This is a genomic window from Salinifilum aidingensis, from assembly GCF_054782015.1.
The window spans coordinates 112,905-139,210 of sequence record NZ_BAAGTH010000009.1; the positions used below are offsets into that span (position 1 = coordinate 112,905).

Sequence of the window (26,306 nt, forward strand, 5' to 3'; positions counted from 1 at the left end):
TCGCGGCGCGGCCCCGCCCCGAAAACCGGGTCAACCGTGCTCGTCCAGGTGGGCGAGCACGAACCGGGCGCGGTCGTCGACGGGGGCCTGCGGCAGCCTCCGCACCGTGTAGCCGTGCTCGGTGTAAGCCGCGTGCAGGGCGTGTTCGGTCGCCGCGGCTTCCTCGGCCGACTGGGTGCGCTGCGCGTCGCGCGCGTAGATCTGCGGCCAGAACGGTGCGAGGAACACCTCCCGGTGGTAGCGCAGCTGTGCGGCCGCGGCGGTGATGTGGGCGGGCACGGCGCTCCCGCGCAGCCGCAGGAACCCGGCGATGTCGACCACGCCGCGGTCGAAGAACACCCGCCCGGCCTGCTGCTCGGCCAGCCGGTAGGAGCGCAGTTCCCAGCACAGCATGTGCTCGGCGAACAGCACCGCATCCCGCCACGGCAGCGCGGGACCGCCCAGGTCCTGCTGTTCGGCGATGACCGCGCGGCCGGCTTCGTGCGAGCGGGCGTGGCCCCAGGTCTGCAGCCGTTCGACCAGGCTGGTCTTGCCGCTTCCCGGCCCGCCGGTGATGACGACGAAACGCTCGGACATGCTCCTCCTCTCCTCGCTGGGTCCTCGCCGAGCCCGTGACGGGCCGGCGGCGCCGCGCCACGGGCTCGGTGGTCACAGCGGGTCGTGCGTGGGCTGCTCCGCGCCGCGGCGGGACCGCCACCGGTTGCGGGCGCGGCAGGTGACCACGACGGGATAGGCGGCGGCCAGCCCGCCGGCCAGGGACGCCGAGATCACCAGCGGCAGCACGAGGCCGTGGTGGAACACCAGCGCGCCGCCGAGGGCAGCGCCGCCGAAGATCGACAGCACCACGCCGACGCGGCGGCCCAGCCGCGGATTGCGCTTGCCGGCCAGGAACGAGTCGGCGGCCAGGTCCGCCAGGGTGAGCGTGATCAGCGTCGTGGTCATGTCCGCCACGCCGAGCTTGCGCACCGTGGCGTTGCGAAAGCCCATCGCCAGCGCCAGCAGCGCCACCAGCCCCGCCGCCGTGGACGGGGAGAGGTGCGGGGAGGAGGCGCTGCTCACGGCGGCGACCGCGGCCGCGCCGGTCAGCGCGGCCGCTTCCACGACGAGCGCGGTGCTCACCCATCGGAAGCGCTCGTGCCCCAGCGCGGTGTGCAACCTCCCGCCGCCGGCCGCGCCGAGCAGGAAACCGGTCAGGGCGAGTGCGCCGAAGCAGAGGGAGAAGCCGGGCACCTGGGCGGTCGACAGCCCCAGCACCACCACGTTCCCGGTCATCTTCCCCAGGAACAGCCGACCGAGCCCGAGGTAGCTGACCGCGTCGATGATACCGCTGATCACCGTCAGCCCCATCAACGCGGGGGGCAGTCCCTGCCGGCCGGCGGATTCCCGCTCGGCCCGCACCTCCGGGGGAGGTGCGGACTTCCGCCGCGTGCCGCCATCTTCCGTTCGCGTCGACGCAGTGCGCACCGTGCCCAACATCCTTCGCAGGAACAACGCGGGGACCGTGCTCGACGCCATTGGGGAGCACCGGGAACGCGCGGACGGGTCCGCGTCCGCGGTTCGCCCTTCGTGATCGAGACAGTCGCAGACTACGGCCGCGCTGCACGGCGATCAACGCAACTGCGGCAGCACCACCCGACGGAACGAAGAATCGAAACCGCAGGGAACGGCGGTGCGATCAACGCGGGAACACCGCGTGGCCACGCCGCGGGCGCGGCGGTGGCCGAAAGCGCGGTCCGCTCCGCGGCACCCCCGCGCATTTCACCCGATCCGGGAACGGCGAGTGAGATCGGTGAGGTGTGCCCCGTCCACCGGGCGGGTATTCCGCAGGTGATGCGGTGCCGCCGCGGTGCACCCCCGCGGCGGCGTCCGTACGGTGAGGGATTGCCGGGTGGCCGTGGAGGAACTGCCATGTTGTCACGGCACGAACGTCAGTGTCTCGAACAGATCGAGCAACAGCTCACCGGCGAGGATCCGGAGTTCGCGCGGCGCATGCAGCGACGCCGGTGGTGGTGGCCGTGGCAACGCCCGTCGGCCCCCACCGCGTGGGCGATCGTGTCGCTGGCAGCGGCGGTGCTGTGCGTGCTGCTGGGCGAGGCCTCGGGGTTCGTGACGGCGGCCATGCTCGGTGCTGTGTTGTTGATGGTGCGGCACTGGCGCCTCGGCGGCGGTGCCGCCGAGTAGGAAGGGGTCGGCATGGCTGTGTGCGAGGTTTGCGGAAACGACTACTGGCTGAGCTTCGAGGTGCGCACCGCCGGCGGGTTCGAGCACACCTTCGACTCGTTCGAGTGCGCGGCGCACCAGCTGGCACCGCGGTGCGAGCACTGCGCCTGCCGCGTGCTGGGGCACGGCGTGGAGGTGGACGGGCACTTCTTCTGCTGCGCGCACTGCGCCCGGAACTCCGGGCTGGATCAGGGCACCCAGACCCGCGACGCGGTCGGGGCCCACCCGGGGTGAGCCGGTGCGCCGACCCGCCCCTGCTTGCCCCGGTGCGGCGTGTATGCTAACGGGAGGCGATGTGACGAACACCCCCGAGGTTGTTATCGCGTCGTTATCAATCCGGTGAAACACCTGGGAAGCCGGATGCGATGAGCAGAGTGAGACAGCATTTTCCGCCCGCCCAGCATCACCGTTGATCAGCCGGTCCTTGACAGCGGGCCGGAGCGCTGTCGAGCCGTTTCAGTATCGATCTACAAGGAGGTTGTCGATGGCTGGTGTGGTTCGGTGGCTCGGTGACATGGCCCGGGAGATCCAGCGGGGTCAAGCGGTCATGCGCAACGGCGAGCAGCGGCCCGCGCGGCGGCGGTAACGCCGCCGCCTCCACGACTTCCGCCGCCGTGCCCGCGAGGAGCGGGCACGGCGGCTTTCTGCATATCGACGGCCCGCGCTCGGCCGACACCGGCTGCGCCGCACGCCCCGACCCCGGGAAAGTGGTGGCCATGAGCGAACACTCGTCAGTGCCCGACCTGCTGAGGCCGTTCGTGCGGCAGGGCACGATTCTGCTCAAAACCAGAAAGCGCGACGGCAGCTGGGTGGACACACCGGTCAGCATCGTCGTGCGCGGCGACCACGCCTACATCCGCACCTACGACAAGGCCGGCAAGAGCAAGCGCCTGCGCAACTTCAGCGAGGTGCGGTTCTGCCCGTCGACGTTCCGCGGCACCCCCACGGGCGCCATGGTCGCCGCCCGTGCGCGGCTGCTGGACGGCGACGAAGCACGACAGGCCGCCAAGCTCCTCACACGCAAGTACCGCCTGCTGCACGGCGTCGTCGTCCCGGTGGGACACCGCATCATGCGCACGCGCACTCTGCACTACGAACTCAGCGACTTCAGCGCCGCACCGGGCTGAGGCGAACCTCGCCCGCCCCCCGGCATCCCCAGCCCGACACCGCCGACGCCGCGCCGCCGAACTCCTACCGCGGCGGGTTAGCTGCGGTGCTTGGCCGCCAGCGCCACGTACTGCTCGGCCGAGGCGGCCAGCACGGCGCGCTCCTGCTCGGACAGCTCGCGGCGCACCTTGCCCGGCGAGCCCACCACGAGCGAACCGGGCGGCACCTCGGTGCCCTCGAGCACGACGGTGCCCGCCGCCACCAGCGAACCGGCGCCGATGTGGCAGCCGTTGAGCAGCACCGCGCCCATGCCGATCAAACACCCGTCCTCGACGGTGCAGCCGTGCACCACGGCCCGGTGCCCCACGGTCACGTCCGCGCCGAGCGCGGCCGGCAGCCCCGGGTCGGCGTGCAGCACGCAGCCGTCCTGGACGTTGGTGCGCGCTCCGACGGTGATGTGCTCCTGGTCGCCGCGCAGCACCGCCGTGTACCACACGCTGGCGTCCTCGCCGAGCCGCACGCGTCCCAGCAGGTGCGCCCCTGCGGCGACGAACGCCTGCTGCGGGACCTGCGGGTGGTGGTCGTCGACGGGTTCGATCACTGGCGCCTGCACACGTCCTCCTGTTCCCTCGCCACGGGCGCACCGCAGCCCCACCGGCGGCGCCGGCGGGTGATCGTCTGCGCGCATCCTGCCAGCCGCGTCCGTCCCCGCGGCGGTGACCTCGATCACCCACCGGGGTGGGCGGTGAGGGGTCAGGCCTGGGGCGCGTCGAGGTGCAGTTCGGTGAACACGTCCGCGGTCGACTCGCGGCAGGCGAACCGGTCGGTCAGCTCGACCAGCTGCAGCAGCCGCGCCACCGGACCGCGACCGGGCACGACGTAGCAGACCACGTTGCGCCGGTCGGCGCGTTGCTGCACCCGCACGAGCAGTTCCGCGGCGGCGCTGGTGCAGTAGGACACCCCGGTGAGGTCGATGACGACGGTGTGCAGGTGGGCGGCGCTGAGCCGCTGCCGCAGCATTTCCAGGGTGCGGGGCAGCGCGGCGAGGTCGACTTCACCGGCGATGCGCACGACCACCAGCCCGGTGTGGGGCCATTCGACGTGCAACCGCAACCGGTCGGTGCGGGTCATGGGTTCGCTGGGGGCGCGGGGGGCGACGAGGGCGTGCTCGTCCAGCCACGGCGGGTCGCCGCGCATCCCGGATCGTGCCGCGATCACAGAAGTCCCTCCCGGTTGCCACGTGCCTCGGCCGCGGGTGTCCCCCGGCGGCGTACTCCGGCAGCGGAGAACGGGCCCCGCGCTGCAGCCGCACTTCCTACCGTAGGAGCACCGCGACACGCGCGACAAAACCTAATCCGGTCGTGTGAACCGGGGTGGGGTGCGGTGGCCGCGCCGCGGGTCACTCCCCCGCGGAGGCCGCACCACCGGCCGCGTGCCGCCCCGCCGCGACCGGCTCCCACGCCCGCGAGACCACGCAGGTCAACTCCTCACCGTCAGCCCGCAGCGTGACCCGGTGCCCGGCGGCGACCTCCCCGGACAGCACCAGCCCGGCCAACCGGTTGTCCACCTCCTGCTGCAGCACCCGCCGCAGCGGCCGCGCCCCGAACTCCGGGTGCCACCCGCGCCGCACCAGCCACGTCACGGCCTCGTCCTCGGCGGCGAACTCCACCCCGCGGTCCTGCAGCCGCTCCGCGGTGCGCTGCAGCAGCGACTCGGTGATGCGCAGCAGCGCCTGCAACCCCAGCGGGCGGAAGGTCACCACGTCGTCCACGCGGTTGAGGAACTCCGGCCGGAAGAACGCCCGCAGCTGCTGCCACACCGCCGCGTCCACCGCGGCGTCCTCACCGCCGTGGCCGTCGTCGCCGCGCGCCGAGGCCGCCACGGCGTCCGCACCGAGGTTGGAGGTCATGATGATCACCGCGTCGCGGAAGTCGACCGTGCGGCCCTGCGCGTCGGTCAACCGGCCCGCGTCCAGCACCTGCAGCAGCATGTGGAACACGTCCGGGTGGGCCTTCTCCACCTCGTCGAGCAGCACCACCGCGTGCCGCTGCCGCCGCACCCGGTCGGTGAGCTCACCGGCCTCCCCGTGCCCCACGTAACCCGGCGGCGCCCCCACCAGCCGCGAGACCGCGTGCTTCTCCTGGTACTCGCTCATGTCCAACCGGATCAACTGCTGCGTGTCGCCGAACAGGGCCTCGGCCAGCGCACGCGCCAGCTCGGTCTTGCCCACCCCGGTGGGGCCGAGGAACACGAACCCGCCGATCGGCCGGTCCGGATCCCCCAGCCCGGCCCGCGCCCGGCGCACCGCCTCGGACACCACGCGCACCGCCCGGTCCTGACCGAGCACGCGGCGCTGCAACCGCTGCTCCAGGTCCAGCAGCGCCCGCGGATCGTCCGGCTCCACCTCACCCACCGGCACCCCGCAGCGGCGGGCGACCACCTCACCGACGTCGTCGGACCCCACCGTCGGCACGAACGGCACGTCCGCGGCGAACCCGCCGCGGCGCAGCCGCACCCGCGAACACGTCTGGTCCAACACGTCCACCGCCTTGTCCGGCAGGAACCGTTCCGGCAGGTACCGCTGCGACAACTGCACCGCCGCCGACAGCGCCGCCGCGTCCACCTGCACCTGGTGGTGCTGCTGGAACCGCTCCCGCAGCCCCTCCAGCACCGACACGGCATCCTGCGTGGACGGTTCCTCGACCATGATCGGGGCGAACCGCCGCTCCAACGCCGCGTCCCGCGCGATGTGCCGGCGGTACTCCTCCACCGTCGTCGCCCCCAGCAGGCGCACCTCACCTCGCGCCAAGGCCGGTTTGAGCATCGTGCCCGCGTCCAACGAGCCCTCGCCCGCACCCGCGCCGACGATGCTGTGCACCTCGTCGACGAACACCATCACCCGGTCGCGGTGCTGCCGCAGCTCCTCCAGCAGATCCCGGAACCGCTGCTCGAACTCCCCGCGGTACCGCGCCCCGGCGACCATGCCGGCCATGTCCACCGCGACGATGCGCGTGCGCGCCAACGACGGCGGCACCGCACCAGCCACCACGCGCTGCGCCAACCCCTCCACCACGGCGGTCTTGCCCACCCCCGGGTCCCCGAGGAACAGCGGGTTGTTCTTGCCCCGCCGACCGAGGATCTCCACCGCCTGCTCGATCTCCTCGTCCCGACCGACCACCGGATCCAACCCACCGGCCCGCGCCTGCGCGGTCACGTCCCAACCGAACTCGTCCAACCGCGGCGTCGGCGACAGCACCCCACCGGCCTCGCCCGAACCCGCGGCCCGCGCCAACGCGCGCCCCGCGGCCGAGTCGGCATCGGTGGCCAACCCGAGCAGCAGGTGCCGCGGCCCCACCACGGACGCCCCCTCCCGGCGGGCCTGCTGATGCGCTCCGGCCAGCGCGCGCCGCGCCGACGGCGCCAACGCGGGCACCTGCTCACCGCGCTGCGCGGCCTCGTCGACGGCACGGCGGGTCGCCGCGGCCAGATCGTCAACGTCCACACCGGACTCGGACAGGAGCGCCGCGGTCTCCTCCTCCTGCGTGGCCGCCCACAACAGGTGCGCGGTGTCCAACTGCGGCGCGGCGACCTCGACCGCGGAGCGCAACGCGACGGTGAGCACCCGCCGCGCCGGCGCGTCCAACAGCGCCGACCAGTCGGCATCCGCCGCACCGACCTCGGCGGCGGCGCTGTCCCACCAGCGACGCACCGCCGAGTCGAACGCGGCCGAGGACTCGCCGACACCGCCGCGATCCACGCGCACCTCCGATCCGCACCACGCGCACACCGCACCCGCGCGCCACCGGCGCGCCGGACACGCCACCCCGCACGAGCAGCAGCCTACCAATCCCCGCGCTGTCCACTGCGGACCGCGGGCGCCCACGCGGCCCGGAACCACCCCGCCGGTGCCGCGGGAAACGCACCCCGCACCCGGCCGGCGCGGCGGGTGCTCAGGCGGACTCGCCGCGCTGGGCCCGCTGCACCGCCTCGGCCAGCCGCGTCAACTCCCGCCCGAGGTGCACCATCCGCTCGGACACCACCGAGGCGTGCCCGGACAACGCCCCCGCGTGCCCGGCCGCGCGCAGCCACTCGGTCAACCCGTCCACCCCCTCGGCCATGCCCTCCACCGTCGTGGAGAACCCCCGCACGACCTGCTCGATCTCCTCGACCGAATGCGCCACCGACGGGTCGGCCAACCGCCGCGCCAACGCCGTCACCGCCTCGGCGACCTGCTGCGACACCTCGGCCGAATAGCCCTTCTCCGCCGCAGCGGCCTCCTCGGCGCTGCGGCGGCTGCTCGACCGCCGCGCCGAGGACGACCGTCCCTGCGGTCCCTCCGCGGATGCATCAGCGTTCGTCATCACTGCCCCGTTTACCCGATCCTCGTCTCCACTGCGACCGAACCGCACCACACCGGGCGGGAACACACCGCACCGGTGCCGCGGTGCGGTCGACAGTAGCGCTCGCGGACCAGGAGTCGCCCAGGCAGGTGACGGGGAAAACGCACCGCACCGCGCACGGGCCGGACGCATGCGACAAAGCAGCCCGAACCGCGCGTTCCCGGACGAGAGCCCCCACGCCCGTCACCGCACACCGCAGCGGGCCCGCCTGCGGTGCCGTCACTGGGGCGCGGCCAGAAGCCGGTGGATCTCCTCGTCCGAGGTCGCCGGAAACGACTGGTACCACTGGCCCACCGCGGTGAACGACGTCGGCTGCAGCACGCACACCACCTCATCGGCCTCCCGCTGCAGCTGACGCACCGCCTCCGGCGACCCCACCGGCACGGCCAGCACCACCCGCGCCGGATCGGCCTGCCGCACCATGCGCACCGCCGCCCGCGCCGTGGCACCGGTGGCCAACCCGTCGTCGACGAGCACCACCTCGTGCCCGGACCACCGCTCGGCCGGATCCTGCCCGAACACGCGCTCCCGCCGCGCGGCCTCGGCCTGCTCCCGCTCGCACGCCTGCCGCCACCACTGCTCGCCCACGTCGAACGCCGCTACCATGCGCTCGTCGTAGGTCGCCGGACCGTGCGCGGTCACCGCCCCCAGCGCCAACTCCGGCTGACCGGGGGCACCGACCTTGCGGGACACGCACACCCGCAACGGCGCCCCCAGGGCACGCGCCACCTCGGCCGCCACGGGAACACCACCCCGCACCAGCCCCAGCACCAACGGGTCCGACAGCCCCAGGTGCTGCACGCGTTCGGCCAGCACGCCACCCGCGTGCCGCCGATCGGCATAGCCCTGCACCCCGTGGCGGGCCGTCGACCACCGCGTCATCGACGTCTCCGTTCACCACGCTGCTGCCTCGTTCCCCCGCGAGATGCCCGCAGCGGCCGCCGCGGCAAACCTCACCGGACTCAGCGGAAACCGGACACCCGCAGCGCACGCAACCGGTTCAACGCCGCGGCCAGCTCGAACCGGCGCGGCACGGCGAAATCCCCCACGTACTGCTCGTCGACCGCGGCGATGCCCCGCTGCTGCACCTGCTCGCGGTAGGCCTGCAGCACCTCGGCCACCGTGCGGCGCCCGTCGACGACACCGCGCCGCGCCAACGTCACCAGCGCCAACCCGATGCCCGTGACCTGACTCGGGTCGACCAGCTGCTCCACCGCGCGCAACTCGATCGTCGAATCGGACAACGTCAACGCGTCCACACCGCGCGAACGCACCTTCGGCCGGTCGGTGGCGATCGACTTCGGATCCACCACCCGGTCGCGCACCGCGGGGAACTCCTCGGCCTCCGAGGCCCGCCCGGTGGGACTGGCCGCCAGCTCACGCGCCCGGTCGGTGACGTCGAACGCCTGGTAGGCATCCATCATCACCACCTGGTCGGCCACGTCCATGTAGTCACCCGAACCGCCCATGACCAGCATCGTCGACACGCCCCGCTGCTCGTACAGCGGGCGGATGACGTCCACGAACGGCGTCAGCGGCTCCGAGTCCTTGGCCACCAGCGTCTGCATCCGCGCATCGCGGATCATCAGGTTCGTCGCCGCGGTGTCCTCATCGACCAGCAGCAGCCGCGCCCCCGCCTCGACCGACTCCACGATCGTCGCCGCCTGCGACGTCGACCCGGAGGCGTTGTCGGTGGAGAAGTCACTCGTGTCCGCCCCCGTCGGCAAGTGGTCCACGAACGGCGAGACGTCCACCCGGTGCACCCGCCGACCGTCCTCAGCGCGGACCTTGACCGTCTCGTCGCGGCAGACCACCAGCTCGCGCCCGTCCCCGGGCACGTGGTCGTACACGCCGAACTCCAGCGCCCGCAGCAGCGTCGACTTGCCGTGGAACCCGCCACCGACGATGAGCGTGATCCCCTCGGGCACCCCCATGCCCGACACCACACCCCGGTTCGGCAGGGTCACCGACACGCGCATCGACTCCGGCGAGGAGAACGGCACCGCACCCGTCAACGGCCGGTCGTCCACCCCGGACCGCCGCGGCAGCACCGCCCCGTCGGCGACGAACGCCACCAGCCCCCGTTCCGGCAGCTGCTGCCGCAACGCGTCGGTGTCCTCCACCGACTCCACGAACGCGCGCGCCGCGTCCTGATCAGCGGTGTCCCACCGCAGCGCGTGCTCCACCATCGCCGGCACGTCATCGCACAACGCCCGCTCGGCAGCACGCCCGTCGATGGTGCGACCCCGGCCCGGCATGTCGATGCCCAACCGCAGCACCACCGTGCCCTCGACGATCTGGCAAGCACTGCGATCCAGCACCTGCTGATACCCCGCGTCCACGCGCAGGCGACTGTCCTTCAACCGCCGGTGCGCCCCGCGCACCAGGAAGTTCGCCAACGCCCGCGCCCGCACCGGCGTGGCCCACAACTCCTCGGGAAAACCCGCCGTGGCCGGATCCACCCGCACCTCGCACCGGCTGGCCGGCGCGTACGGGTCGGGCTGCACCTTCTGCACGTCCAACGTGAACCCGTCGAAGGCCCACTGCCCCATCAACGACTTGTAGCGGCCGTAGCTGGAGCCGTGCATCGACTTCAGCTCCCGCCGCAGCCCCTGGTCGGTGCGCTCGTTGCGCGGACCGCCGGAAGATTTCGGACCACCGCGCGCATCCTCGCGGCGCCGATCTCCACCGCGGCCGCGCCCGTTTCCGGGGCGCCCCGACCGGGCGCCCCCGTCATATCCCTGTGCCATATCCCCGAGACGTACCGGACGCAAGCGCGAAACTCCAATCGGGAGAGACACATCACCACACGTCCCGCGCGCCACGCCCGGCGACAACGGGCACAGATCATCACACGTGGTTATTCTCCGATCACGCAACGGCCGGACTGCTGCGGACGCGCCCCGCACAGCCGGCACCACCAGGTCCGACCGCATGGAGGCAACGCTCGTGACACCGTCGACCGCCCCCTCTCCCGAGCCGGCCCGACAACCCCGACGCCCCCGCCCGAGCACCCGCCTGCTGCCCGCGCTGGCGCTGGCCGCACTCGCCGCCCTGGCCACCACCCCCGCCCAGGCCGAACCCACCGCACCCCCCGGCCCGGCCGAACAGCGCGCCGGAACCGTGGCCGGCCTCGACGTCTCCGGACACCAGCCGCAGATCAACTGGAACCAGGTCAAGGCCGACGGAGCACGGTTCGCCTTCGTCAAGGCCACCGAGGGCACCGGCTTCCGCAGCGGCTCCTACACCGCCCAGTGGAACGGGGCCCGCGCGGTCGGACTGCTCACCGGCGCCTACCACTTCGCCCTGCCCGACCGCTCCTCCGGCGCGTCCCAGGCGAACTACTTCGCCGACCACGGCGGCACGTGGACCCCCGACGGGCGCACCCTGCCCGGGGTGCTCGACATCGAGAACAACCCCTACGGCGCGGACTGCTACGGACTCGCCCCGCACGAGATGTCCCAGTGGTTGCAGGACTTCAGCAACACCTACAACGCGCGCACCGGCCGGCACCCGATGATCTACACCAACGCCGCGTGGTGGAACAAGTGCACCGGCGCCAACCCGGGATTCGCCGGCAACAGCCCCCTGTGGATCGCCCGCTACGGCCCGGAGGTGGGCGAGCTGCCCGCCGGATGGACCAACCACACCGTGTGGCAGCACGGCACCCGCGGCGCCTTCCCCGGCGGGCAGGACGTGTTCAACGGCAGCCCCGCCCAGCTCACCGCCCTCGCCCGGGGTTGACCCGCCCGCACCCGGTGGGCCACCCGAGCCGCCCGCGGTGGCCCACCGGCGCGCTCACTGCCCCAGCAGATCCCGCGGGATCGGCTCGTCGTTGGCCACGGCCTCGAACATCCGCGCGGCGTTCTCGCTGTCCCAACGCACCACCGACTGCCCGTCCGGGGTGGTTTCGAACTCGCCGAACGGCACGCTCGTGGTCACCCCCTCGCCACCGCTGATCCGGCCCATCGAGCGGGCCAAGAACATCAGGTGCCACACGTGCGCGCCGTTGTCCACCAAGAACGTCCGCGGTCCGTCCGAAGCCAACCGCCACGCGCGGTACGGGTTGAGCAGCACCGTCGGACTCGTGGCCTTGTCCACCAACGCCCCCAGCAGCTTGCGCTGGTTCTCGGCCCGCTCCAGGTCCCCGCCTTCCAGGCCGTAGCGGGCGCGGACGAAGCCCAACGCCGTCGGCCCGTCCAGATGCGCCTTCCCGGCCGGCAGGTGCACGTTCGCCTTCTCGTCGTTCAACGGCTCGTCCAGGTGCACGTTCACCCCGCCGACCGCGTCGACCAGATCGGCGAAGCCGCCGAACCCGATCTCGGCGTACCGATCGATGTGCACCCCGGTCGACTTCTCCACCGTCTGCGACAGCAGCTGCGGCCCGCCGTAGGAGAACGACGAGTTCAACTTCCCCCACCCGTGCCCCGGGATGGGCACGTACGAATCCCGCGGCAGGCTGATCAACGCCGGCTGCCCCCCGCCCGCCGGCACGTGCAGCAGCATCATCGTGTCCGTGCGGCGCCCCCCGGCGTCACCGGCCGACAACTCCTCGCGCCGCGACTCGTCCAACCCCGCGCGGCTGTCCGAACCGACCAGCAGCCAGTTCGTGCCCGCGCTGTCGGCAGCACCCCCGGAGAAGTCCAACGCCTCGGTGCGCTGCAACCGGCTGTCCACGTAGAACAACAGTCCGCCCAGCGCCAGCAGCAGCACCAGCACCACGACCCCCAGCCGCCGCGGCCACCGCCGCTTGCGCTCCCCACGCTGCTGCGGCGGCGGTGCGGACGGACGCCGCTGCCCCTGCGACGGCGGCTGCGGACGCCGCTGCTGACGCCCGGCGTAGTAGTCGTACTTGCCCCCGCCGCGCGGCCCGCGGCCCCTCGACGGCGGTGTCGCCGACCAGTCACTCATGTGCACCACACCCGGCTTGTCGGTTCCGTGCCCGCGGGCAGTCCATCGCGCAGAAGCATCCCAGACACCGCCACCAGCGACGCCATCCACCGCCGCACCACCCCAGATCATCACCATCACCGCAGGGCACCACGACACGCCGGGACGGGGGACACGTCACACCGACTCACCCGGTCGGCGCGCGCGGTCGAAGGACCCCGCGCAGCCGCCCTACGATCGACCCGCGTCCCTCGGGCGGCAGCACGCACCGAGGACCACGCCCACCGCACGCTGCGACAGGAGGACCAGCATGTCCCAGGTCACCGCGCACGAGCACCCGCGGGAAGCGACCGTGCTCGACACCGCGCCGAAACAGCTGCTCATCGGCGGTTCGTGGCGCGCGGCCACCGGCGAGCGGACCTACGAGGTCGAGGACCCGTCGACGGCGTCGGTGCTCTGTTCCGTCGCTGATGCCTCCCCTGCTGACGGGGTGGCGGCGTTGGCCGCCGCGGCCGAGGCGCAAGTCGCCTGGGCGCACCACTCCCCCCGCGAACGGGGTGAGATCCTGCGTCGCGCCTACGAGCTGATGATGCAGCGTCGTGAGGACCTCGCGTTGCTGATGACGTTGGAGATGGGCAAGCCGCTGGCCGAATCGCGCGGGGAGATCACCTACGCCGCGGAGTTCTTCCGCTGGTTCGCCGAGGAGGCCGTGCGCATTTCCGGCGACTACGCGGTGGCGCCCAGTGGCAGCGGCCGCATCCTCACCCACCGGCAGCCGGTCGGCCCGTGCGTGCTGGTCACCCCGTGGAACTTCCCCGCCGCGATGGGCACCCGCAAGATCGGTCCGGCCGTGGCGGCCGGCTGCACCATGGTGGTCAAACCGGCCCACCAGACCCCGCTGTCCATGCTCGCGCTGGCCGAGATCCTCGGCGAGGCCGGCCTGCCCGACGGCGTGCTCAACCTCGTGCCCACCCGCCACGCCGGACGGCTCGTCGAACCGCTGCTGTCCGACCAGCGCACCCGCAAGGTCTCCTTCACCGGATCCACCGAGGTCGGCCGCACCCTGCTGCGCCAGTCCGCCGACCAGGTGCTCAACACGAGCATGGAACTCGGCGGCAACGCCCCGTTCCTCGTCTTCGACGACGCCGACCTCGACGCCGCCGTCGACGGAGCGATGCAGGCGAAAATGCGCAACATCGGCGAAGCCTGCACCGCGGCCAACCGGTTCTACGTGCACACCGCCGTCGCCGAGGACTTCGCCGACCGCATGGCCGACCGCATGAGCCGGCTGCGACTCGGCCGCGGCGTCTCCGACGCGGTCGAGGTCGGCCCGCTCATCGACGCCGACCAGCGCGACAAGGTCACCGAACTGGTCGGCGACGCCCTCGCCCGCGGCGCCCGCGTGCGCACCGGCGGCAGCACCACCGGCGACACCGGCTACTTCTACAGCCCCACCGTGCTCACCGACGTGCCCGCCGCCGCGCGGATGCACCACGAGGAGATCTTCGGCCCCGTCGCCCCGATCACCACCTTCACCACCGAAGGCGAGGCGCTGCAGCTGGCCAACAGCACCGAGTTCGGACTGGTCAGCTACCTCTACACCACCGACCTCACCCGCGGGCTGCGCGTGTCCGAACACCTCGAATCCGGCATGGTCGGCCTCAACCAGGGCGTCGTGTCCAACGCGGCCGCCCCCTTCGGCGGGATCAAGCACTCCGGCCTCGGCCGCGAAGGCGGCGAGCTCGGCATCGACGAGTACCTCGAGACGAAGTACGTCAACATCGGCGGGATGTGACCGCGCCGGTGGCGCCGGCCGCGGCCCTCCGCCGCCGGCGCCACCGGCGAGCTACAGCTCGCTCTCGTCGGCCCACGAGGCGTTCAACCGGCGCAACGCGTCCCGCATGTGCGCCCGCAGCCGCGAGAGCACCAGACCCTCGTCGCCCCCTTCGATCGCGTCGATCAACCCCTGGTGCTCGTCCACCAGAGCGTGCTCGTCGGCCTGGTACTTGTCCTGCAGCGCGGTCAGGCACATCCGCTTCTCCACCAGCAGCGTGGCCGCCATCCGCTGCAGCCGCGCACTGCCCGAGGCCCGCACCAACGCCTCGTGGAACTCCTGGTCCGCGTCCGAGATGGCCACCGGATCGGCCTGCTCGGCCGCGGAGACCATCCGGGCGTGCACCTCGCTCAACTCCGCCACCGCCGCCTCGCGCCGCGTGCGCACGATCTGCTCGCAGGCCGCCCGCTCCACCGCGAACCGGCCCAGGTAGATGTCGCGCACGTCCTCGGTGTCCAGCGTCATCACGAACAACCCGCGATGCGGCTCGCTGTGCAGCAGCCCCTCGGCGACCAACCGCTGCATCGCCTCCCGCAGCGGGCCGCGGCTGACACCCAGCCGCTGCGCCAGCTCGGCCTCGCCCAGCTGGCTGCCCGGCGCCAACGATCCGTACATGATGGCCGAGCGCAACTGCTCGGCCACGATCGCCGCCGTGGACCGCCGCTGGACCGGCTCTAACTCGCCCGGCGCAGGATCCTCAGCGCCCCACCGACCACTGTCGAACACGCACATCATCTCCTCGCATCAGGCGGTGGCCACCCACTGCTCGCCCGCGCCGGGCGCGCTCCGCAGCGCACCAACGCGGGCGGTCACGAACACGCCGCCGCCTCTCCCCTCCACCGGCGTCGGTCAATTGTCGACAATGCTACCTCACCGGTCGGTGCGGCGATCTCCACGACAGGCCACGGCACCGACGCCCGCGACGACCACGCACAACCCTGGCACACCGCACACCACCCCGGGGCCCACCGACCCGGGCAACGTTGCGTGCACGACCAGAACAGCAGGGAAGAGCAGCTGAGCACGACGGGGAACTCCCGAGGCCCGCATCCACCGGCCTCCGCGGCGGCGATCCCCGGGCAAGCACCGCGGGAACACCCGAGCAGCGGCACCGACGGCGACTCCGCCCAAGCGGACGGACCCGCAGGCGGTCCGAACCGCTGCGCCACGCCCGCGACCTCCGCGCCGCACCTCGGCGCGGAGACGACGCCCCTACCCCCAGAGGAAGGGCGTCACCACCGCACGGACGAACGCACCGAGCGCCCGCCGCGTGCGGACTCATGCAAACAAACACCGGGCAGACCGTCAACAAACAGACACATGTGCTACACCTGACGCGTCAGGTGTTGACAACACGCGAGCGGTGACCCCCACGACCACCGAACAGCCCCGGCCGCACCGACACCCGCTGCCACCGTTCGCCACCCTGCTCCGCCACCTCATCGACACCGTCCACCCGCCGGACCGCGAGCCCGACACCTACCGCGAGATCGCCACCGGCATCGACACCCTCACCGCCCACGAACACCGCCACGACCGCGACACCGCCCCCCGACGGACCTGCCTGACCCGGCCCCGATGCCGCGGGGAGCGAGCCACCGCCGACCGCGCACTCCGCGGCCACCGAGGCGATCAGCGATTCCAACCGGCGCACCCCGCACGACCTGCCCGGCAGCGCTCACACCCGGCGCCGCCGCAACGACGAGGACGCGACCTGCGCCACCGCCCCCGCGACCAGCAGCACCAGCACCGGCGCGAACGCCCACCGGTAGGCCGCCGCAGCCGGCACCTCCGACACCAGCTGCAGCACCAGCCCCACCAGCAACTGCACGAGCACCGCGGCGGTGAACCCGCCCATGTTCACCACGCCCGAGGCCGTGCCCGAGCGCTCGGCGGTGTTGGCCGCACGCGCGCCGTCGAAGGCCAGCATCGCCGCCCCGCCGGCGAAACCGATCGCCAGCAGCACCACGAGCAGCACCGCGGACGGCAGCACCCCCGGCCAGAGCACGAGCACGGACCAGCACAGCACCACGAGCAGCGACATGCCCAGGGTGAACCCCTCGCGCCGCCGGTGCCGCCCGGCGACGAACTGACCACTGAACCACGTGCCCACCAGGAAACCGGCCACGCACAGCAGCAGCAGCGAGCCCACTTCCGCCGGGCCGCGCCCCTGCGCCTCGGTCAGCCACGGCCCGCCCCACAGCGTCGTGATCGCCACGAACTGCGCCATGAGCACGAAGTGCACCCAGAACGAGTACCGCGTGCCGCGCTGCCGCACGACCGCGCCCAGCGAATCCACCACGCGCTCCGCCGGGCCGCTCCCCGCGCGCGGCACCTCGGGAGCGCTCTCCGGCGGCCGGTTGCGGAGGAACGCCGCAGCCACCGCGGCCAGGGCGGCCGTGGCCACCGCCGCGATGAGGAACGTGGCCACCCACCCGGCGGTGTCCAGCGCCAGGCTCAGCGGCAACGTCGCCACCACCTGGCCCAGACCGCCGGCCAGACCGGTCAGCGCCGCGATCTTCCCGAAGCGGCGCGGTGTGAACCAGTGCGCCGCCAGCCGCAGCACGTTGGTGAACATGAACGCGTCACCGAAGCCGATGAGCATGCGGCCGACGATGCCGCCCGCGGCCGATGCGCCGAGGCCGAACACGGCCGAGCCGACGGCCAGGCACAGCATCCCGGCGGAGATCACCCGCCGCGGCCCGAGGCGGTCGGCCAGCACACCTGCGGGGATCTGCAGCGCCAGGTACACGCCCAGCTGCAGCGCGGAGAACACCGACAGCAGCGCCGGGCCCGCCGAGAAGCGCTCCAGGGCCTGCGGCGCGGCCACGCCGAGGCTGGCGCGGTGGAACAGCGCCACCATGTAGCACACGGCCCCGATGCCCCAGACGATCCAGGCGCCCGCCCCGTCGAGGGCGAAACGCGACGCCGGACGCGCACTCCTGTCCACGCTGCTCGCGGGTGCTGACACGACTGACCTCCCCAAGACTTGTATCCATCATAGATACAAGAAGCGGGGCAGTACGATGGCACCGTGTCGAGCGCAACATCGGAAACGAACAGCGCGGAAGCGGGCAACGGGACCGCGCCGAACAGCGACGTGCCGGCAGCCGACCGCGCCTACCAGCACGTCAAAGCAGGACTGCTGGACGGCAGCCTGCCCGACGGCCACCTGCTGTCCGAAGGCGAGATCGCCAACGCCCTGACCATGTCCCGCACCCCCGTGCGGGAAGCGTTCCTGCGCCTGCAGACCGAAGGATTCCTGCGCCTGTACCCCAAGCGCGGCGCCTTCGTCGTGCCCGTCTCCCCCGCCGAGGCGCGCTCGGTGCTCGAGGCGCGCCTGTCGCTGGAAACCTTCGCCATCGACAAGCTCGCCGCCGAAGGCACCGAGACCATGACCACCGTCGGCGCCGAACTCGCCGCGCACCCGGCCTGCACCGCCGAAGACCCCAGCGACGCCGCGCTGCACAGCACCGACCGCGACTTCCACGCCCACCTCGTCGCAGCGGCCGGCAACCCCGTCGTCACCGAGCTCTACACCACCCTGCGCGACAAGCAGATGCGCATCACCGCCACGGCCCGGACGCACACCGACCGCGCCCGGTTGACCCGCCAGCACACCGCGCTCGCCACCGCCGTGCGCGACAACGACCCCGACCGCGCCAAGAGCGTCCTGCGCGAACACCTCCTCGGCACGCTCCGGGCCCTCGGCATCACCGGCGGCGCCTACCTCGAACCCCCGGAAGCCGAACCGTCGGGCACCGGCGCCTGATCAGCTCCTTCCGTCCGTGCTGTGTTGCTGCAGCGCGGCTGAAGTGATGAATTTTGGTGAACACTGAAAGCATCCAAGCGATAAACAGCAGTGCACTGCGCTTCCGGGCCACCGCATGACCGCGGGGCCGCCACCGACGGATCGGTGACGGCCCCGCGGACCAGCTGGACGGGCGGCTCAGCCCAGGATCAGCTCTGCTCCCCCTGCTGCTCCGGCTGCTGCGTGGCGGGCGGATTCGCCGCCTCGGTGCCCGACGGCGGCGCGGTCAACGCGCCCGGCCCGCCCGCAGCACCGGCCGGGGAACCACCCCCACCGCTGCTCGGCTCGTTCGGCTTGGGCACCTCCTTGCGCGCCACCGCTTCCGCCGCGGCCACCGCCTCGGCCACCTGCGGATTGGTGGAGACGTCGAACCACGGCTGGACCGACTCCTCCTCCTCTTCGGGAGCCATGCTCGGCGCCTCCCCCTCCGGAGGCTCGTACCGGAACACGCCGTCGACGCCCTGCTCGCCGAACTGCTTGGCGAAGCCCTCCAGCGCCTTGTTGAAGTCGCTCGGCACGACCCACACCTTGTTGGCATCGCCCTGCGCCATCTGCGGCAGCGTCTGCAGGTACTGGTAGGCCAGCAACTCCGGCGTCGGCTTGCCCTGCTTGACCGCGGCGAAGACCTTCTCGATCGCCTTGGCCTGCCCCTGCGCCTGCAGGTACTGGTTCGCCCGCTCGCCCTGACCGCGCAGGATGCTGGACTGCCGCTCCGCCTCGGCGTTGAGGATCGCCGCCTGCTTGGACCCCTCGGCGGAGAGGATCTGCGACTGCTTCTGCCCCTCGGCGGTCTTGATCGCCGACTCGCGCTCGCCCTCGGCGTTGAGGATCATCGCGCGCTTCTCCCGGTCGGCGCGCATCTGCTTCTCCATCGAGTCCTGCACCGACGGCGGCGGGTCGATCGCCTTGAGCTCCACGCGCGCGACCCGGATGCCCCACCGGCCGGTCTCCGTGTCGAGCACGCCCCGCAGCGTCGAGTTGATCTGGTCCCGGGAGGTGAGCGTCTGCTCCAGGCTCATCCCGCCGACGACGTTGCGCAGCGTCGTCGTGGTCAGCTGCTCCACGCCGACGATGTAGTTGTCGATCTCGTAGACCGCCGACTTCGGCTCGGTGACCTGGAAGTACACCACCGTGTCGATCGACACCGTCAGGTTGTCCTGGGTGATCACCGACTGCGGCGGGAACGACACCACCTGCTCGCGCAGGTCGATGCGCGCCCGCACCTTGTCCAGGAACGGAACGAGGAAGTTCAGCCCCGGTCGCGCCACGCTCTTGAACCGCCCCAACCGCTCGATCACCGCGGCCTTCGCCTGCGGCACCACGAGCACCGATTTGACCACCACCACGATCACCAGCAACGCGATGACCGCGGCGACAATGACCCCGGTCGGGCCCATGCCAGCCTCCTTAAGGTCCGTCCCACACCACGGCGGTCGCGCCGGAGATCTCCATCACCGTCACGGTCTGCCCCGCCTCGTACACCTGGGTTTCGTCGAGGGCCCGCGCCGACCACACGTCACCGTTGATGCTGACCTGCCCACCGTGCGCGTCCACCCGCGTGCGCACCAGGGCGCGCCGGCCGACGAGCGCGTCGACATTGGTCGGCAGCTCCCGGGAGACCTGGAACCGGCGCTTCAACGCGGGGCGGGCGGCCAGCAGCAGGCCGACCGACAACCCGGCGAAGACCACGGCGTCGACGATCAGCGGCGCTCCGAGCGCCGCCGCACCGGCCGCCCCCAGCGCGGCCACCCCCAGCATCACCAGGACGAACTCGCCGGAGAGCACCTCCGCTCCGATCAGGAGCACCCCGGCGATCAGCCACAGCAGCGCGGCACCCATGTCCTCATGGTGGCAGACACCACCACGCACCTGGTCCCCAAGGCACCGCTGTGATCAAGACGTGACGTGCGACGAGGCCCCGGAACAGCTGCACCACCGCGCTGCAGGCCTCCCGCACCGGCCGGGCAGCTGGGCACCCGCTCCGGGCCCGTGATGTCCGCCGCCGACAGCATGCGCATCACGGTGCACGGGCGCGGCGGGCACGGCTCGATGCCGCAGGCGGCGGTGGATCCCGTGGTGCTGGCCGCGGCGATCGTGCTCCGGTTGCAGGCGCTGGTCGTCGCCGTCCTGGCGTGGCTCGCCCGCTGACGCGCGCCGCCGGTGCGCTCACCGCTGCTGCGCCGACCCCGGCTCCGGAGGGCGGGAATCACCCGAACCGCGGCCGGTGCGCGGCGGACGCGGCGCGTTGAGACCGAAGTGGACCCCGAGCATCCGGATGGTGAAGCAGGCCACCACGGCACCCAGCGCGGCCGGCAGGCCGTAGACGCCGGTCTCCACGGTGACGACGGTGATCGCAGCCCCCACCAGAGCGGGGATCGCGTACAGGTCGCTGCGCAGCACCGTCGGAACCCGCCGCACGAGGGTGTCCCGGATCGTGCCCCCACCCACGCCGGTGACCACCCCCAGCAGCAGCGCGGGGCCGACCTCGAGGCCGAAGTCCAGCGCCTTGCTCGCCCCGATCACCGCGAACGCGCTCAACCCGACCGCGTCGAGCACCGTGATCGGCCCCTCCAGCCGAACCAGCCACTTGCTGAGGGCGAACGCGAGCAGCCCTCCCCCCGCGGCGAGCGCGAAGTAGTACCAGTCGCGGAACGTGGCCGGCGGGATCGCACCGATGAGCACGTCGCGGATGACCCCGCCGCCCAACGCCGTGATCATCCCGAGGGCGACCACGCCGACCACGTCCAGCCGCGCTGCGCGCACCGCTGTCAACGCCCCGTTCAGCCCGAAGGCGAAGGTGCCGGTCAGATCAAGCGCAAGCAGCAGCGGCGGCTCGGTGGACACCCCACGTGCCTACCACGGGAGCGGCACCGCCACTCCCCCGCGGCACGGCGCCGCACCCGCGCACCACCTCCCGCCGGCGGAGACCCAGCGGAGGCGCCTCGGCAGCCGTGCGCGCAGACCGCCTGCGCACCGCCCGCGGCGAACTCCCCGGTTCAGGCCTCACCGGGATCGGCGACGAAGTCGACGAGCTGCTCCACCGCGGAGATGAGCGGGGTGGCCAGGTCGCGGTGGGAGGAGACGGAGGCGAGCACGCGGCGCCAACCGTCCTCGACGCCGCCCCACCCGAGCGCGTCGCACACGCCCTGCTTCCACTCCAACCCCCGCGGCACCTCGGGCCAGGCGGTGATGCCCACCGCTTCGGGGCGCACCGCGGCCCACACGTCCACGAACGGGTGGCCGGTGACGGTCACGTGCGGACTGCCGATCCGCTCGACCAGCCGGGACTCCTTGCTGCCCTCCACCAGGTGGTCCACGAGCACCCCGAGGCGCCGCGCCGGCCCGGGCCCGAAGTCGGCGACCGCCTCGGCCACGTGGTCCAGACCGTGCAGCGGTTCCACCACGATCCCCTCCACCCGCAGGTCGTGCCCCCAGACCCGCTCGAGCAGCTCGGCGTCGTGCACGCCTTCCACCCAGATCCGACTCGCCCGCGCCTGCCGGGCCCGCAGCCCCTCCACGCGCACCGAACCGGAGGCCGAGCGCGCCGCGCGCTCCGGCTCCGCGGGCCGCGGCGGCACGAGCGTCACCGGCCGCCCCTCGTGCAGGAACGCGGCCGGGCGCATCCGGAACACCCGGCGGGCGCCGTGCCGGTCGGCCAGCTCGACCGCGTCGTTGTCCGCGCTGACGACCGCACCGCAGAAACCGTCCTTGGCGGTTTCCACCACCAGCCCGCGCTCAGCGGGCATCTCGGGAACCGGGCGGCGCCGCCGACCGGGGGCCAGCACATCCTCGTCGTAGTCGACCGAACGCATGATCGGACCGTAGCGCGCCGGCACCGCTGCCGTCCTCCCGCCACACCCGCTCCCGCGCGTGCGCGCGAGGTATCCTCGATGCCCGTGGCATGTCCGAGCGCGACGATGGTGGTGTGGACCTCGGCGTGGCTGCACGGCGCGGCCGCGGCCGACGACCTGTTGGACGCGCTCGCCGCGTGGGGCGAGCTGCAGGAGGTCCGCGCCGGTGACGACGAGCTGGCCGGTGAGCTCGACCTGCCCGGGCCGGAGGAGACACCGGCGGGTCCTGCGTTGCTGCTGGCCGCGCTGCGCCGCGCCGGCGGCGGCCGAGCCGACCTCGTCCTGCCGGTGCCGGGCGATGCGCGCGGCCTCGACGGCGTCAGCGCGTTCTCCCGCGCGGCGATGCAGGCCCGGGAAGGCGTGGTGCTGCGGGACAGCGCTCTCGGGCTCGTGCCGCACCCGATCGCCGAAGGCATCCTGCGCTGGACCGTGCACCGCGTCGGCGACCTGCCGCCGCCGGCCGACCTGCCGCTGGGCGAGGCCGAGCACGGGATGACCGCGGCGATGCGCGAGGCCGCCTCCGCGCTCTCCGAACTCGACGTGGCCCGGCACCGCCCCGGAGTGCGCGAGGAGATCGCGCGCGAGGTCGACGAGCGGCCCGAGCCGTCGTGGCCGGAGGGGGTGCCGGCCCGTCCGCTGCGCGTGCTGCAGCGCGCCGCCGAGCTGGCGGCGATCCTGCGCGCGGCCGGCGAGGACACCCCGGGCGGGGCCCTGTCCTCCTCCGCGAGGCACGCGCGGGCCGAAGCGCTGCGGCCGCTGTCCGAACGGGTGCGGGAAGCGCGCTGCGCGGCCGTGGCGGCGATGGTGCGCGCCCTCGCCCAGCGCACCTCGCAGACCTGATCCCGCCGCCCGGCGGGCGGGGCGTGCGGCGGCGGGGTTCCGGCTCGAGCTGCGCTTGCCGCCCCGGCGCGGAGGAGCGCGGCCGCGCTCCGCACGATCACCGGGGCGGGGCCCGGTACGATCAGCGGCGTGGGCAAGCACCTGCTGTTCGTCGCACTGGCCGGCCACGGGCACGTGAACCCGACGCTGCCGCTGGTGGAGGAACTCGTCCGCCGCGGGCACCGCGTCGACTACGCGACCGAGAGCACGCACGCCGAGACCGTCGCGGACTCCGACGCGCACTGGGTCCCCCTGCCGCCGCTGGAACCGTTCGTCCCACCACCCGAAGCGGGTCCGGAGGTGGTGGACCTGTGGCTGCGGCACCTCTTCGCCGCGATGCGCGCGGCCTACCCGGTGCTGCTCGACCACTGCGGCGCGCACCGCCCGGACGGGATCTGCTACGACACCGCGAACTGGCCGGCCCGGCTCGTCGCCGCGAAGCTCGCCGTGCCGGCGGTGCGGCTGGTGCCGAACCTCGCGTCGAACGAGCGGTTCTCCCTCGACGAGCGGATCACGGCCGGGCTCGGCGACGACGACCCGACCGTGGCCGCGCTGGCCGCGGACTGCGCCGCCTTCTCCGCCGAGCACGGTGCGCAGCTCGACGTCTCCGGTACCGCGGACGTTCCGGAAGCGCTGAACCTGGTGTGCGTCCCCCGGCAGTTCCAGCCGGCCGGGGACAGCTTCGACGAGCGGTTCCACTTCCTCGGGCCGCTGGCGGGAGCGCGGGAGCGCGCCGAGTCGTGGGAACCGCCGACGCCCGGAGCACCGGTGCTCTACGTCGCGCTGGGAACGATCTTCACCGAGCGCCCGGAGTTCTACCGCACCTGCCTGGAGGCGTTCGGCGGCACTTCCTGGCAGGTGGCGATGAGCCTCGGCGACGTGCCCGCGGAGGCCCTGGGACCGCTCCCGCCGCAGGTCGAGGTCCGCTCGCGTTTTCCCCAGCTGGCCGTGCTGCACCGCGCCTCGGCGTTCCTCTCGCACGCGGGGATGAACTCGGTGATGGAGGCGCTGCAGCGCGGGGTTCCGCTGGTGACCGTGCCGCAGATGCCCGAGCAGGACGCCAACGCCGACCGGGTGCAGGAGCTCGGGCTGGGCGAACGGCTCGACGCGGACACGGCCTCACCGGAGGAGCTGCGCGCCGCGGTCGCACGGGTTTCCTCCGATCCGCATGTGCGGGCCAACCTGGCCCGGATGCAGCGGGCCATCCACGAAGCCGGCGGGACCGGTCGGGGTGCGGACCTGATCGAAGAGCACATCGGCTGACGGTGCCCGCCCCCGCAACCAGCGGGGGCGCCGCGGCCGGGGCGGGACCCGTCCAGGTGTGCCGGTTGCCCACCCAGCACCAGCCGACCCGTCGGGGGTTGCGGAACGGTGGTGTCAGCAGCACTCGGGCGAGCAGGGCTCGCCGTTGCGGGTGGATCCGGCGGCGAGCAGTGTGGACAGCTTCCGCACCGGGGCGGCGTCGACCTGCTCGGCGACGAGCTCGGCGATCATCTGCGGGAAGCGGCTGTCGGTGCCGGCCGTGTCGGCGCGGACGTGGTCCACGCCGAGTTCTGCGGCCTTCTCCGCGGCCTCGTTGTCCAGGTCCCAGACCACTTCGAGGTGGTCGGAGACGAACCCGACGGGGCTGGTGACCACGGCGGCCACGCCCTGCTGGTGCAGCTGCTCGAGGTGCTCGCAGACGTCCGGTTCCAGCCACGGCACGTGCGCCGGGCCCGACCGGGACTGCCAGACCACGTCGTAGTCGGTGACGCCGGCGGCCTCGGCCACCAGGCGCGCGGACTCGGCGACCTGCCGCGAGTACCAGTGCGGTTGGCCGTCCGGGCCGGTCTTCTCGTCGGCCGCGATCGGGATGGAGTGCGCGGTGAACACCAGCCGCGCCTCCGCGCGCCGGCCGCTGCCCAGCTGCGCGCAGGCGCGGCGCACGGCGTCGGCGTTGGCCTCCACGAACAGCGGGTGGTCGTAGAACTGGCGCAGTTTCACCAGCTCGGGCGCCCGGTCGCCGACCGCGGCGCGCGCCCGGGCGATGTCCTCGTGGTACTGGCGGCATCCCGAGTAGCCGCCCCAGGCGGAGGTGGCGAACACCAGCGCGCTGCCGATGCCGTCGTCGGCCATACGCGCGACCGCGTCCTCGACCATCGGGTGCCAGTTGCGGTTGCCGAAGTAGATCGGCAGCTCGCGGCCCTGCTCGTCGAACTCCGCGCGGAGCCGCTCGATGAGGTCGCGGTTGAGCCGGTTGATCGGCGAGACGCCGCCGAAGTGGTGGTAGTGCTCCGCCACCTCGTCCAGCCGCTCCGGCGGCACGCCCCGTCCGCGGGTGACGTTCTCCAGGAACGGGCGGACATCCTCCGGGCCCTCCGGCCCGCCGAACGACAGGAACAGCAGCGCGTCGAAGCTCACGCCACCATGATGCCCGGCGCGCCCCTCACCGCGTGCGAGGGGTGCAGGGCGGATGATCCCGACCACGCCGCGGCGGTGCGCTCCAGCGCACCGCCGCGGAGGCGGGTGCGGCGGCGGTTCAGCTACCCAGGGCGTGCACCCCGCCGTCGGCCATGATCATCGAACCGGTGGTCTTCGGCAGCCAGTCCGACAGCGCGGCGCACACGGTGCGGGCCACCGGTGTGGGGTCGTCGACGTCCCAGCCGAGCGGGGCGCGGTCGCCCCAGTTCTCCTCGAGCTCGCTGAAGCCGGGGATGGACTTGGCGGCCATGGTGCGCACCGGGCCGGCCGAGACGAGGTTGACCCGCACCTGCCGCGACCCCATCTCGCGGGCCAGGTACCGCGAGGTGGCCTCCAACGCGGCCTTGGACACGCCCATCCAGTCGTAGGCGGGCCAGGCCACGCGCGCGTCGAAGTCCATGCCGACGATCGAGCCGCCCTCGTTGAGCATCGGCATGACCGCCGTGGTCAGCGACTTCAGCGAGTACGCCGAGACCTGCAGCGCCTGGGAGACGTCCTCCCACGGCGCGGTGAGGAAGTCCCCGCCCAGGCAGGACTGCGGCGCGAACGCGATCGAGTGCAGCACGCCGTCGACGGAGTCCCAGTGCTCGCCGAGCCGGTCGGCGAGCGTGTCGAGGTGCTCGTTGTCGGTGACGTCCAGTTCCACCACGGGTGCGGGCTTCGGGAGCCGGCCGGCGATGCGTTCCACCAGCCGCATCCGCCCGAACCCGGTGAGCACCACGTCGGCGCCCTGCTCCTGGGCGACCTTCGCGGTGTGGAAGGCGATCGATGTCTCGGTGATCACCCCGGTGATCAGGATGCGCTTGCCTTCGAGCAGTCCGCTCACGTCTGTCCTTCCGCTGTCGTGCCGCGGG

General features: G+C 72.9%; 27 protein-coding genes. 9 read left to right on the forward strand and 18 right to left on the reverse strand.

The window, feature by feature from the left end; translation table 11 throughout:
* Positions 1 to 30 precede the first annotated feature (30 nt).
* Both ACYVJE_RS13765 and ACYVJE_RS13770 read right to left on the reverse strand, forming a co-directional pair.
* On the reverse strand, positions 31 to 576 hold the full coding sequence (locus tag ACYVJE_RS13765; RefSeq protein WP_461144758.1) for an AAA family ATPase: 546 nt from the start codon (positions 574 to 576) through the stop codon (positions 31 to 33).
* Between the two features lie 72 nt (positions 577 to 648).
* Complete coding sequence (locus ACYVJE_RS13770; RefSeq protein WP_461144759.1) at positions 649 to 1,464, reverse strand: YoaK family protein; 816 nt, start codon at positions 1,462 to 1,464, stop codon at positions 649 to 651.
* A 444-nt stretch (positions 1,465 to 1,908) separates the two neighbouring features.
* Between ACYVJE_RS13770 and ACYVJE_RS13775 the strand changes: the two genes are divergently transcribed.
* The 3 genes from ACYVJE_RS13775 to ACYVJE_RS13785 all read left to right on the forward strand — a co-directional run bounded on the left by ACYVJE_RS13775 (position 1,909) and on the right by ACYVJE_RS13785 (position 3,347).
* Positions 1,909 to 2,181, forward strand: a complete 273-nt coding sequence (locus ACYVJE_RS13775; protein ID WP_459155764.1) for a DUF3040 domain-containing protein — start codon at positions 1,909 to 1,911, stop codon at positions 2,179 to 2,181.
* A gap of 12 nt (positions 2,182 to 2,193) precedes the next feature.
* Positions 2,194 to 2,454 (forward strand): Prokaryotic metallothionein, encoded by a 261-nt coding sequence (locus tag ACYVJE_RS13780; RefSeq protein WP_459155765.1) that lies wholly within the window; start codon positions 2,194 to 2,196, stop codon positions 2,452 to 2,454.
* A 482-nt stretch (positions 2,455 to 2,936) separates the two neighbouring features.
* A complete protein-coding gene (locus ACYVJE_RS13785; protein ID WP_459155766.1) occupies positions 2,937 to 3,347 on the forward strand; it encodes a PPOX class F420-dependent oxidoreductase in 411 nt (136 codons plus the stop codon).
* Positions 3,348 to 3,424: 77 nt separating this feature from the next.
* On the opposite strand, the gene ACYVJE_RS13790 is transcribed toward ACYVJE_RS13785, so the two are convergent.
* From ACYVJE_RS13790 to ACYVJE_RS13815, 6 genes are all read right to left on the reverse strand, one after another.
* The gene (locus ACYVJE_RS13790; protein WP_459155767.1) at positions 3,425 to 3,940 is read right to left on the reverse strand and encodes a gamma carbonic anhydrase family protein; all 516 of its coding nucleotides are present in this window, start codon (positions 3,938 to 3,940) and stop codon (positions 3,425 to 3,427) included.
* 140 nt (positions 3,941 to 4,080) lie between these two features.
* Complete coding sequence (locus ACYVJE_RS13795; RefSeq protein ID WP_459155768.1) at positions 4,081 to 4,545, reverse strand: STAS domain-containing protein; 465 nt, start codon at positions 4,543 to 4,545, stop codon at positions 4,081 to 4,083.
* A gap of 181 nt (positions 4,546 to 4,726) precedes the next feature.
* Positions 4,727 to 7,084: an ATP-dependent Clp protease ATP-binding subunit gene (locus ACYVJE_RS13800; protein ID WP_461144760.1), complete on the reverse strand. Its 2,358-nt coding sequence runs from the start codon at positions 7,082 to 7,084 to the stop codon at positions 4,727 to 4,729.
* 193 nt (positions 7,085 to 7,277) lie between these two features.
* A complete protein-coding gene (locus ACYVJE_RS13805; protein ID WP_461144761.1) occupies positions 7,278 to 7,688 on the reverse strand; it encodes a hypothetical protein in 411 nt (136 codons plus the stop codon).
* A gap of 258 nt (positions 7,689 to 7,946) precedes the next feature.
* Positions 7,947 to 8,609 (reverse strand): phosphoribosyltransferase, encoded by a 663-nt coding sequence (locus tag ACYVJE_RS13810; RefSeq protein WP_461144762.1) that lies wholly within the window; start codon positions 8,607 to 8,609, stop codon positions 7,947 to 7,949.
* Between the two features lie 80 nt (positions 8,610 to 8,689).
* On the reverse strand, positions 8,690 to 10,477 hold the full coding sequence (locus ACYVJE_RS13815; protein WP_459155772.1) for an ABC-ATPase domain-containing protein: 1,788 nt from the start codon (positions 10,475 to 10,477) through the stop codon (positions 8,690 to 8,692).
* A gap of 184 nt (positions 10,478 to 10,661) precedes the next feature.
* Between ACYVJE_RS13815 and ACYVJE_RS13820 the strand changes: the two genes are divergently transcribed.
* A complete protein-coding gene (locus ACYVJE_RS13820) occupies positions 10,662 to 11,471 on the forward strand; it encodes a lysozyme (RefSeq protein WP_461144763.1) in 810 nt (269 codons plus the stop codon).
* A gap of 54 nt (positions 11,472 to 11,525) precedes the next feature.
* Here ACYVJE_RS13820 and ACYVJE_RS13825 read toward each other — a convergent pair whose 3' ends face one another.
* Positions 11,526 to 12,638 carry an LCP family protein gene (locus ACYVJE_RS13825; RefSeq protein ID WP_461144764.1) on the reverse strand — a complete coding sequence of 371 codons (1,113 nt, stop codon included), beginning with the start codon at positions 12,636 to 12,638 and terminating at the stop codon, positions 11,526 to 11,528.
* 289 nt (positions 12,639 to 12,927) lie between these two features.
* Here ACYVJE_RS13825 and ACYVJE_RS13830 point away from each other — a divergent pair, with 289 nt between their 5' ends.
* Positions 12,928 to 14,412, forward strand: coding sequence for an NAD-dependent succinate-semialdehyde dehydrogenase (locus tag ACYVJE_RS13830; RefSeq protein WP_461144765.1), 1,485 nt, complete (start codon positions 12,928 to 12,930; stop codon positions 14,410 to 14,412).
* Between the two features lie 51 nt (positions 14,413 to 14,463).
* Here the strand turns inward: ACYVJE_RS13830 and ACYVJE_RS13835 are convergent, their stop codons facing one another.
* From ACYVJE_RS13835 to ACYVJE_RS13845, 3 genes are all read right to left on the reverse strand, one after another.
* Positions 14,464 to 15,183: a GntR family transcriptional regulator gene (locus tag ACYVJE_RS13835; protein WP_461144766.1), complete on the reverse strand. Its 720-nt coding sequence runs from the start codon at positions 15,181 to 15,183 to the stop codon at positions 14,464 to 14,466.
* Between the two features lie 607 nt (positions 15,184 to 15,790).
* On the reverse strand, positions 15,791 to 16,096 hold the full coding sequence (locus tag ACYVJE_RS13840; RefSeq protein ID WP_461144767.1) for a hypothetical protein: 306 nt from the start codon (positions 16,094 to 16,096) through the stop codon (positions 15,791 to 15,793).
* Positions 16,097 to 16,129: 33 nt separating this feature from the next.
* Positions 16,130 to 17,422, reverse strand: a complete 1,293-nt coding sequence (locus ACYVJE_RS13845; protein ID WP_461144768.1) for an MFS transporter — start codon at positions 17,420 to 17,422, stop codon at positions 16,130 to 16,132.
* Between the two features lie 63 nt (positions 17,423 to 17,485).
* Between ACYVJE_RS13845 and ACYVJE_RS13850 the strand changes: the two genes are divergently transcribed.
* Entirely contained in the window at positions 17,486 to 18,223 is a 738-nt protein-coding gene (locus tag ACYVJE_RS13850) for a GntR family transcriptional regulator (protein ID WP_461144769.1), read from the forward strand.
* Between the two features lie 188 nt (positions 18,224 to 18,411).
* On the opposite strand, the gene ACYVJE_RS13855 is transcribed toward ACYVJE_RS13850, so the two are convergent.
* Together ACYVJE_RS13855 and ACYVJE_RS13860 are read right to left on the reverse strand one after the other, a co-directional pair.
* Positions 18,412 to 19,659: an SPFH domain-containing protein gene (locus ACYVJE_RS13855; protein WP_461144770.1), complete on the reverse strand. Its 1,248-nt coding sequence runs from the start codon at positions 19,657 to 19,659 to the stop codon at positions 18,412 to 18,414.
* 10 nt (positions 19,660 to 19,669) lie between these two features.
* Positions 19,670 to 20,101 (reverse strand): NfeD family protein, encoded by a 432-nt coding sequence (locus ACYVJE_RS13860; protein WP_459155780.1) that lies wholly within the window; start codon positions 20,099 to 20,101, stop codon positions 19,670 to 19,672.
* 153 nt (positions 20,102 to 20,254) lie between these two features.
* Here ACYVJE_RS13860 and ACYVJE_RS13865 point away from each other — a divergent pair, with 153 nt between their 5' ends.
* Positions 20,255 to 20,410 (forward strand): peptidase dimerization domain-containing protein, encoded by a 156-nt coding sequence (locus ACYVJE_RS13865; RefSeq protein WP_461144771.1) that lies wholly within the window; start codon positions 20,255 to 20,257, stop codon positions 20,408 to 20,410.
* A gap of 18 nt (positions 20,411 to 20,428) precedes the next feature.
* Here the strand turns inward: ACYVJE_RS13865 and ACYVJE_RS13870 are convergent, their stop codons facing one another.
* Complete coding sequence (locus ACYVJE_RS13870; RefSeq protein WP_461144772.1) at positions 20,429 to 21,106, reverse strand: trimeric intracellular cation channel family protein; 678 nt, start codon at positions 21,104 to 21,106, stop codon at positions 20,429 to 20,431.
* A 152-nt stretch (positions 21,107 to 21,258) separates the two neighbouring features.
* Complete coding sequence (locus tag ACYVJE_RS13875; RefSeq protein WP_461144773.1) at positions 21,259 to 22,074, reverse strand: DUF3097 domain-containing protein; 816 nt, start codon at positions 22,072 to 22,074, stop codon at positions 21,259 to 21,261.
* A gap of 84 nt (positions 22,075 to 22,158) precedes the next feature.
* On the opposite strand from ACYVJE_RS13875, the gene ACYVJE_RS13880 reads away from it, so the two are divergent.
* The gene (locus ACYVJE_RS13880; RefSeq protein ID WP_461144774.1) at positions 22,159 to 22,953 is read left to right on the forward strand and encodes a hypothetical protein; all 795 of its coding nucleotides are present in this window, start codon (positions 22,159 to 22,161) and stop codon (positions 22,951 to 22,953) included.
* Between the two features lie 129 nt (positions 22,954 to 23,082).
* On the forward strand, positions 23,083 to 24,255 hold the full coding sequence (locus tag ACYVJE_RS13885; RefSeq protein WP_461144775.1) for a macrolide family glycosyltransferase: 1,173 nt from the start codon (positions 23,083 to 23,085) through the stop codon (positions 24,253 to 24,255).
* 114 nt (positions 24,256 to 24,369) lie between these two features.
* On the opposite strand, the gene ACYVJE_RS13890 is transcribed toward ACYVJE_RS13885, so the two are convergent.
* A complete protein-coding gene (locus ACYVJE_RS13890; RefSeq protein WP_461144776.1) occupies positions 24,370 to 25,392 on the reverse strand; it encodes a ferrochelatase in 1,023 nt (340 codons plus the stop codon).
* A 118-nt stretch (positions 25,393 to 25,510) separates the two neighbouring features.
* Positions 25,511 to 26,278: an enoyl-ACP reductase FabI gene (gene fabI / locus ACYVJE_RS13895; protein WP_459155786.1), complete on the reverse strand. Its 768-nt coding sequence runs from the start codon at positions 26,276 to 26,278 to the stop codon at positions 25,511 to 25,513.
* Positions 26,279 to 26,306: the final 28 nt, after the last annotated feature.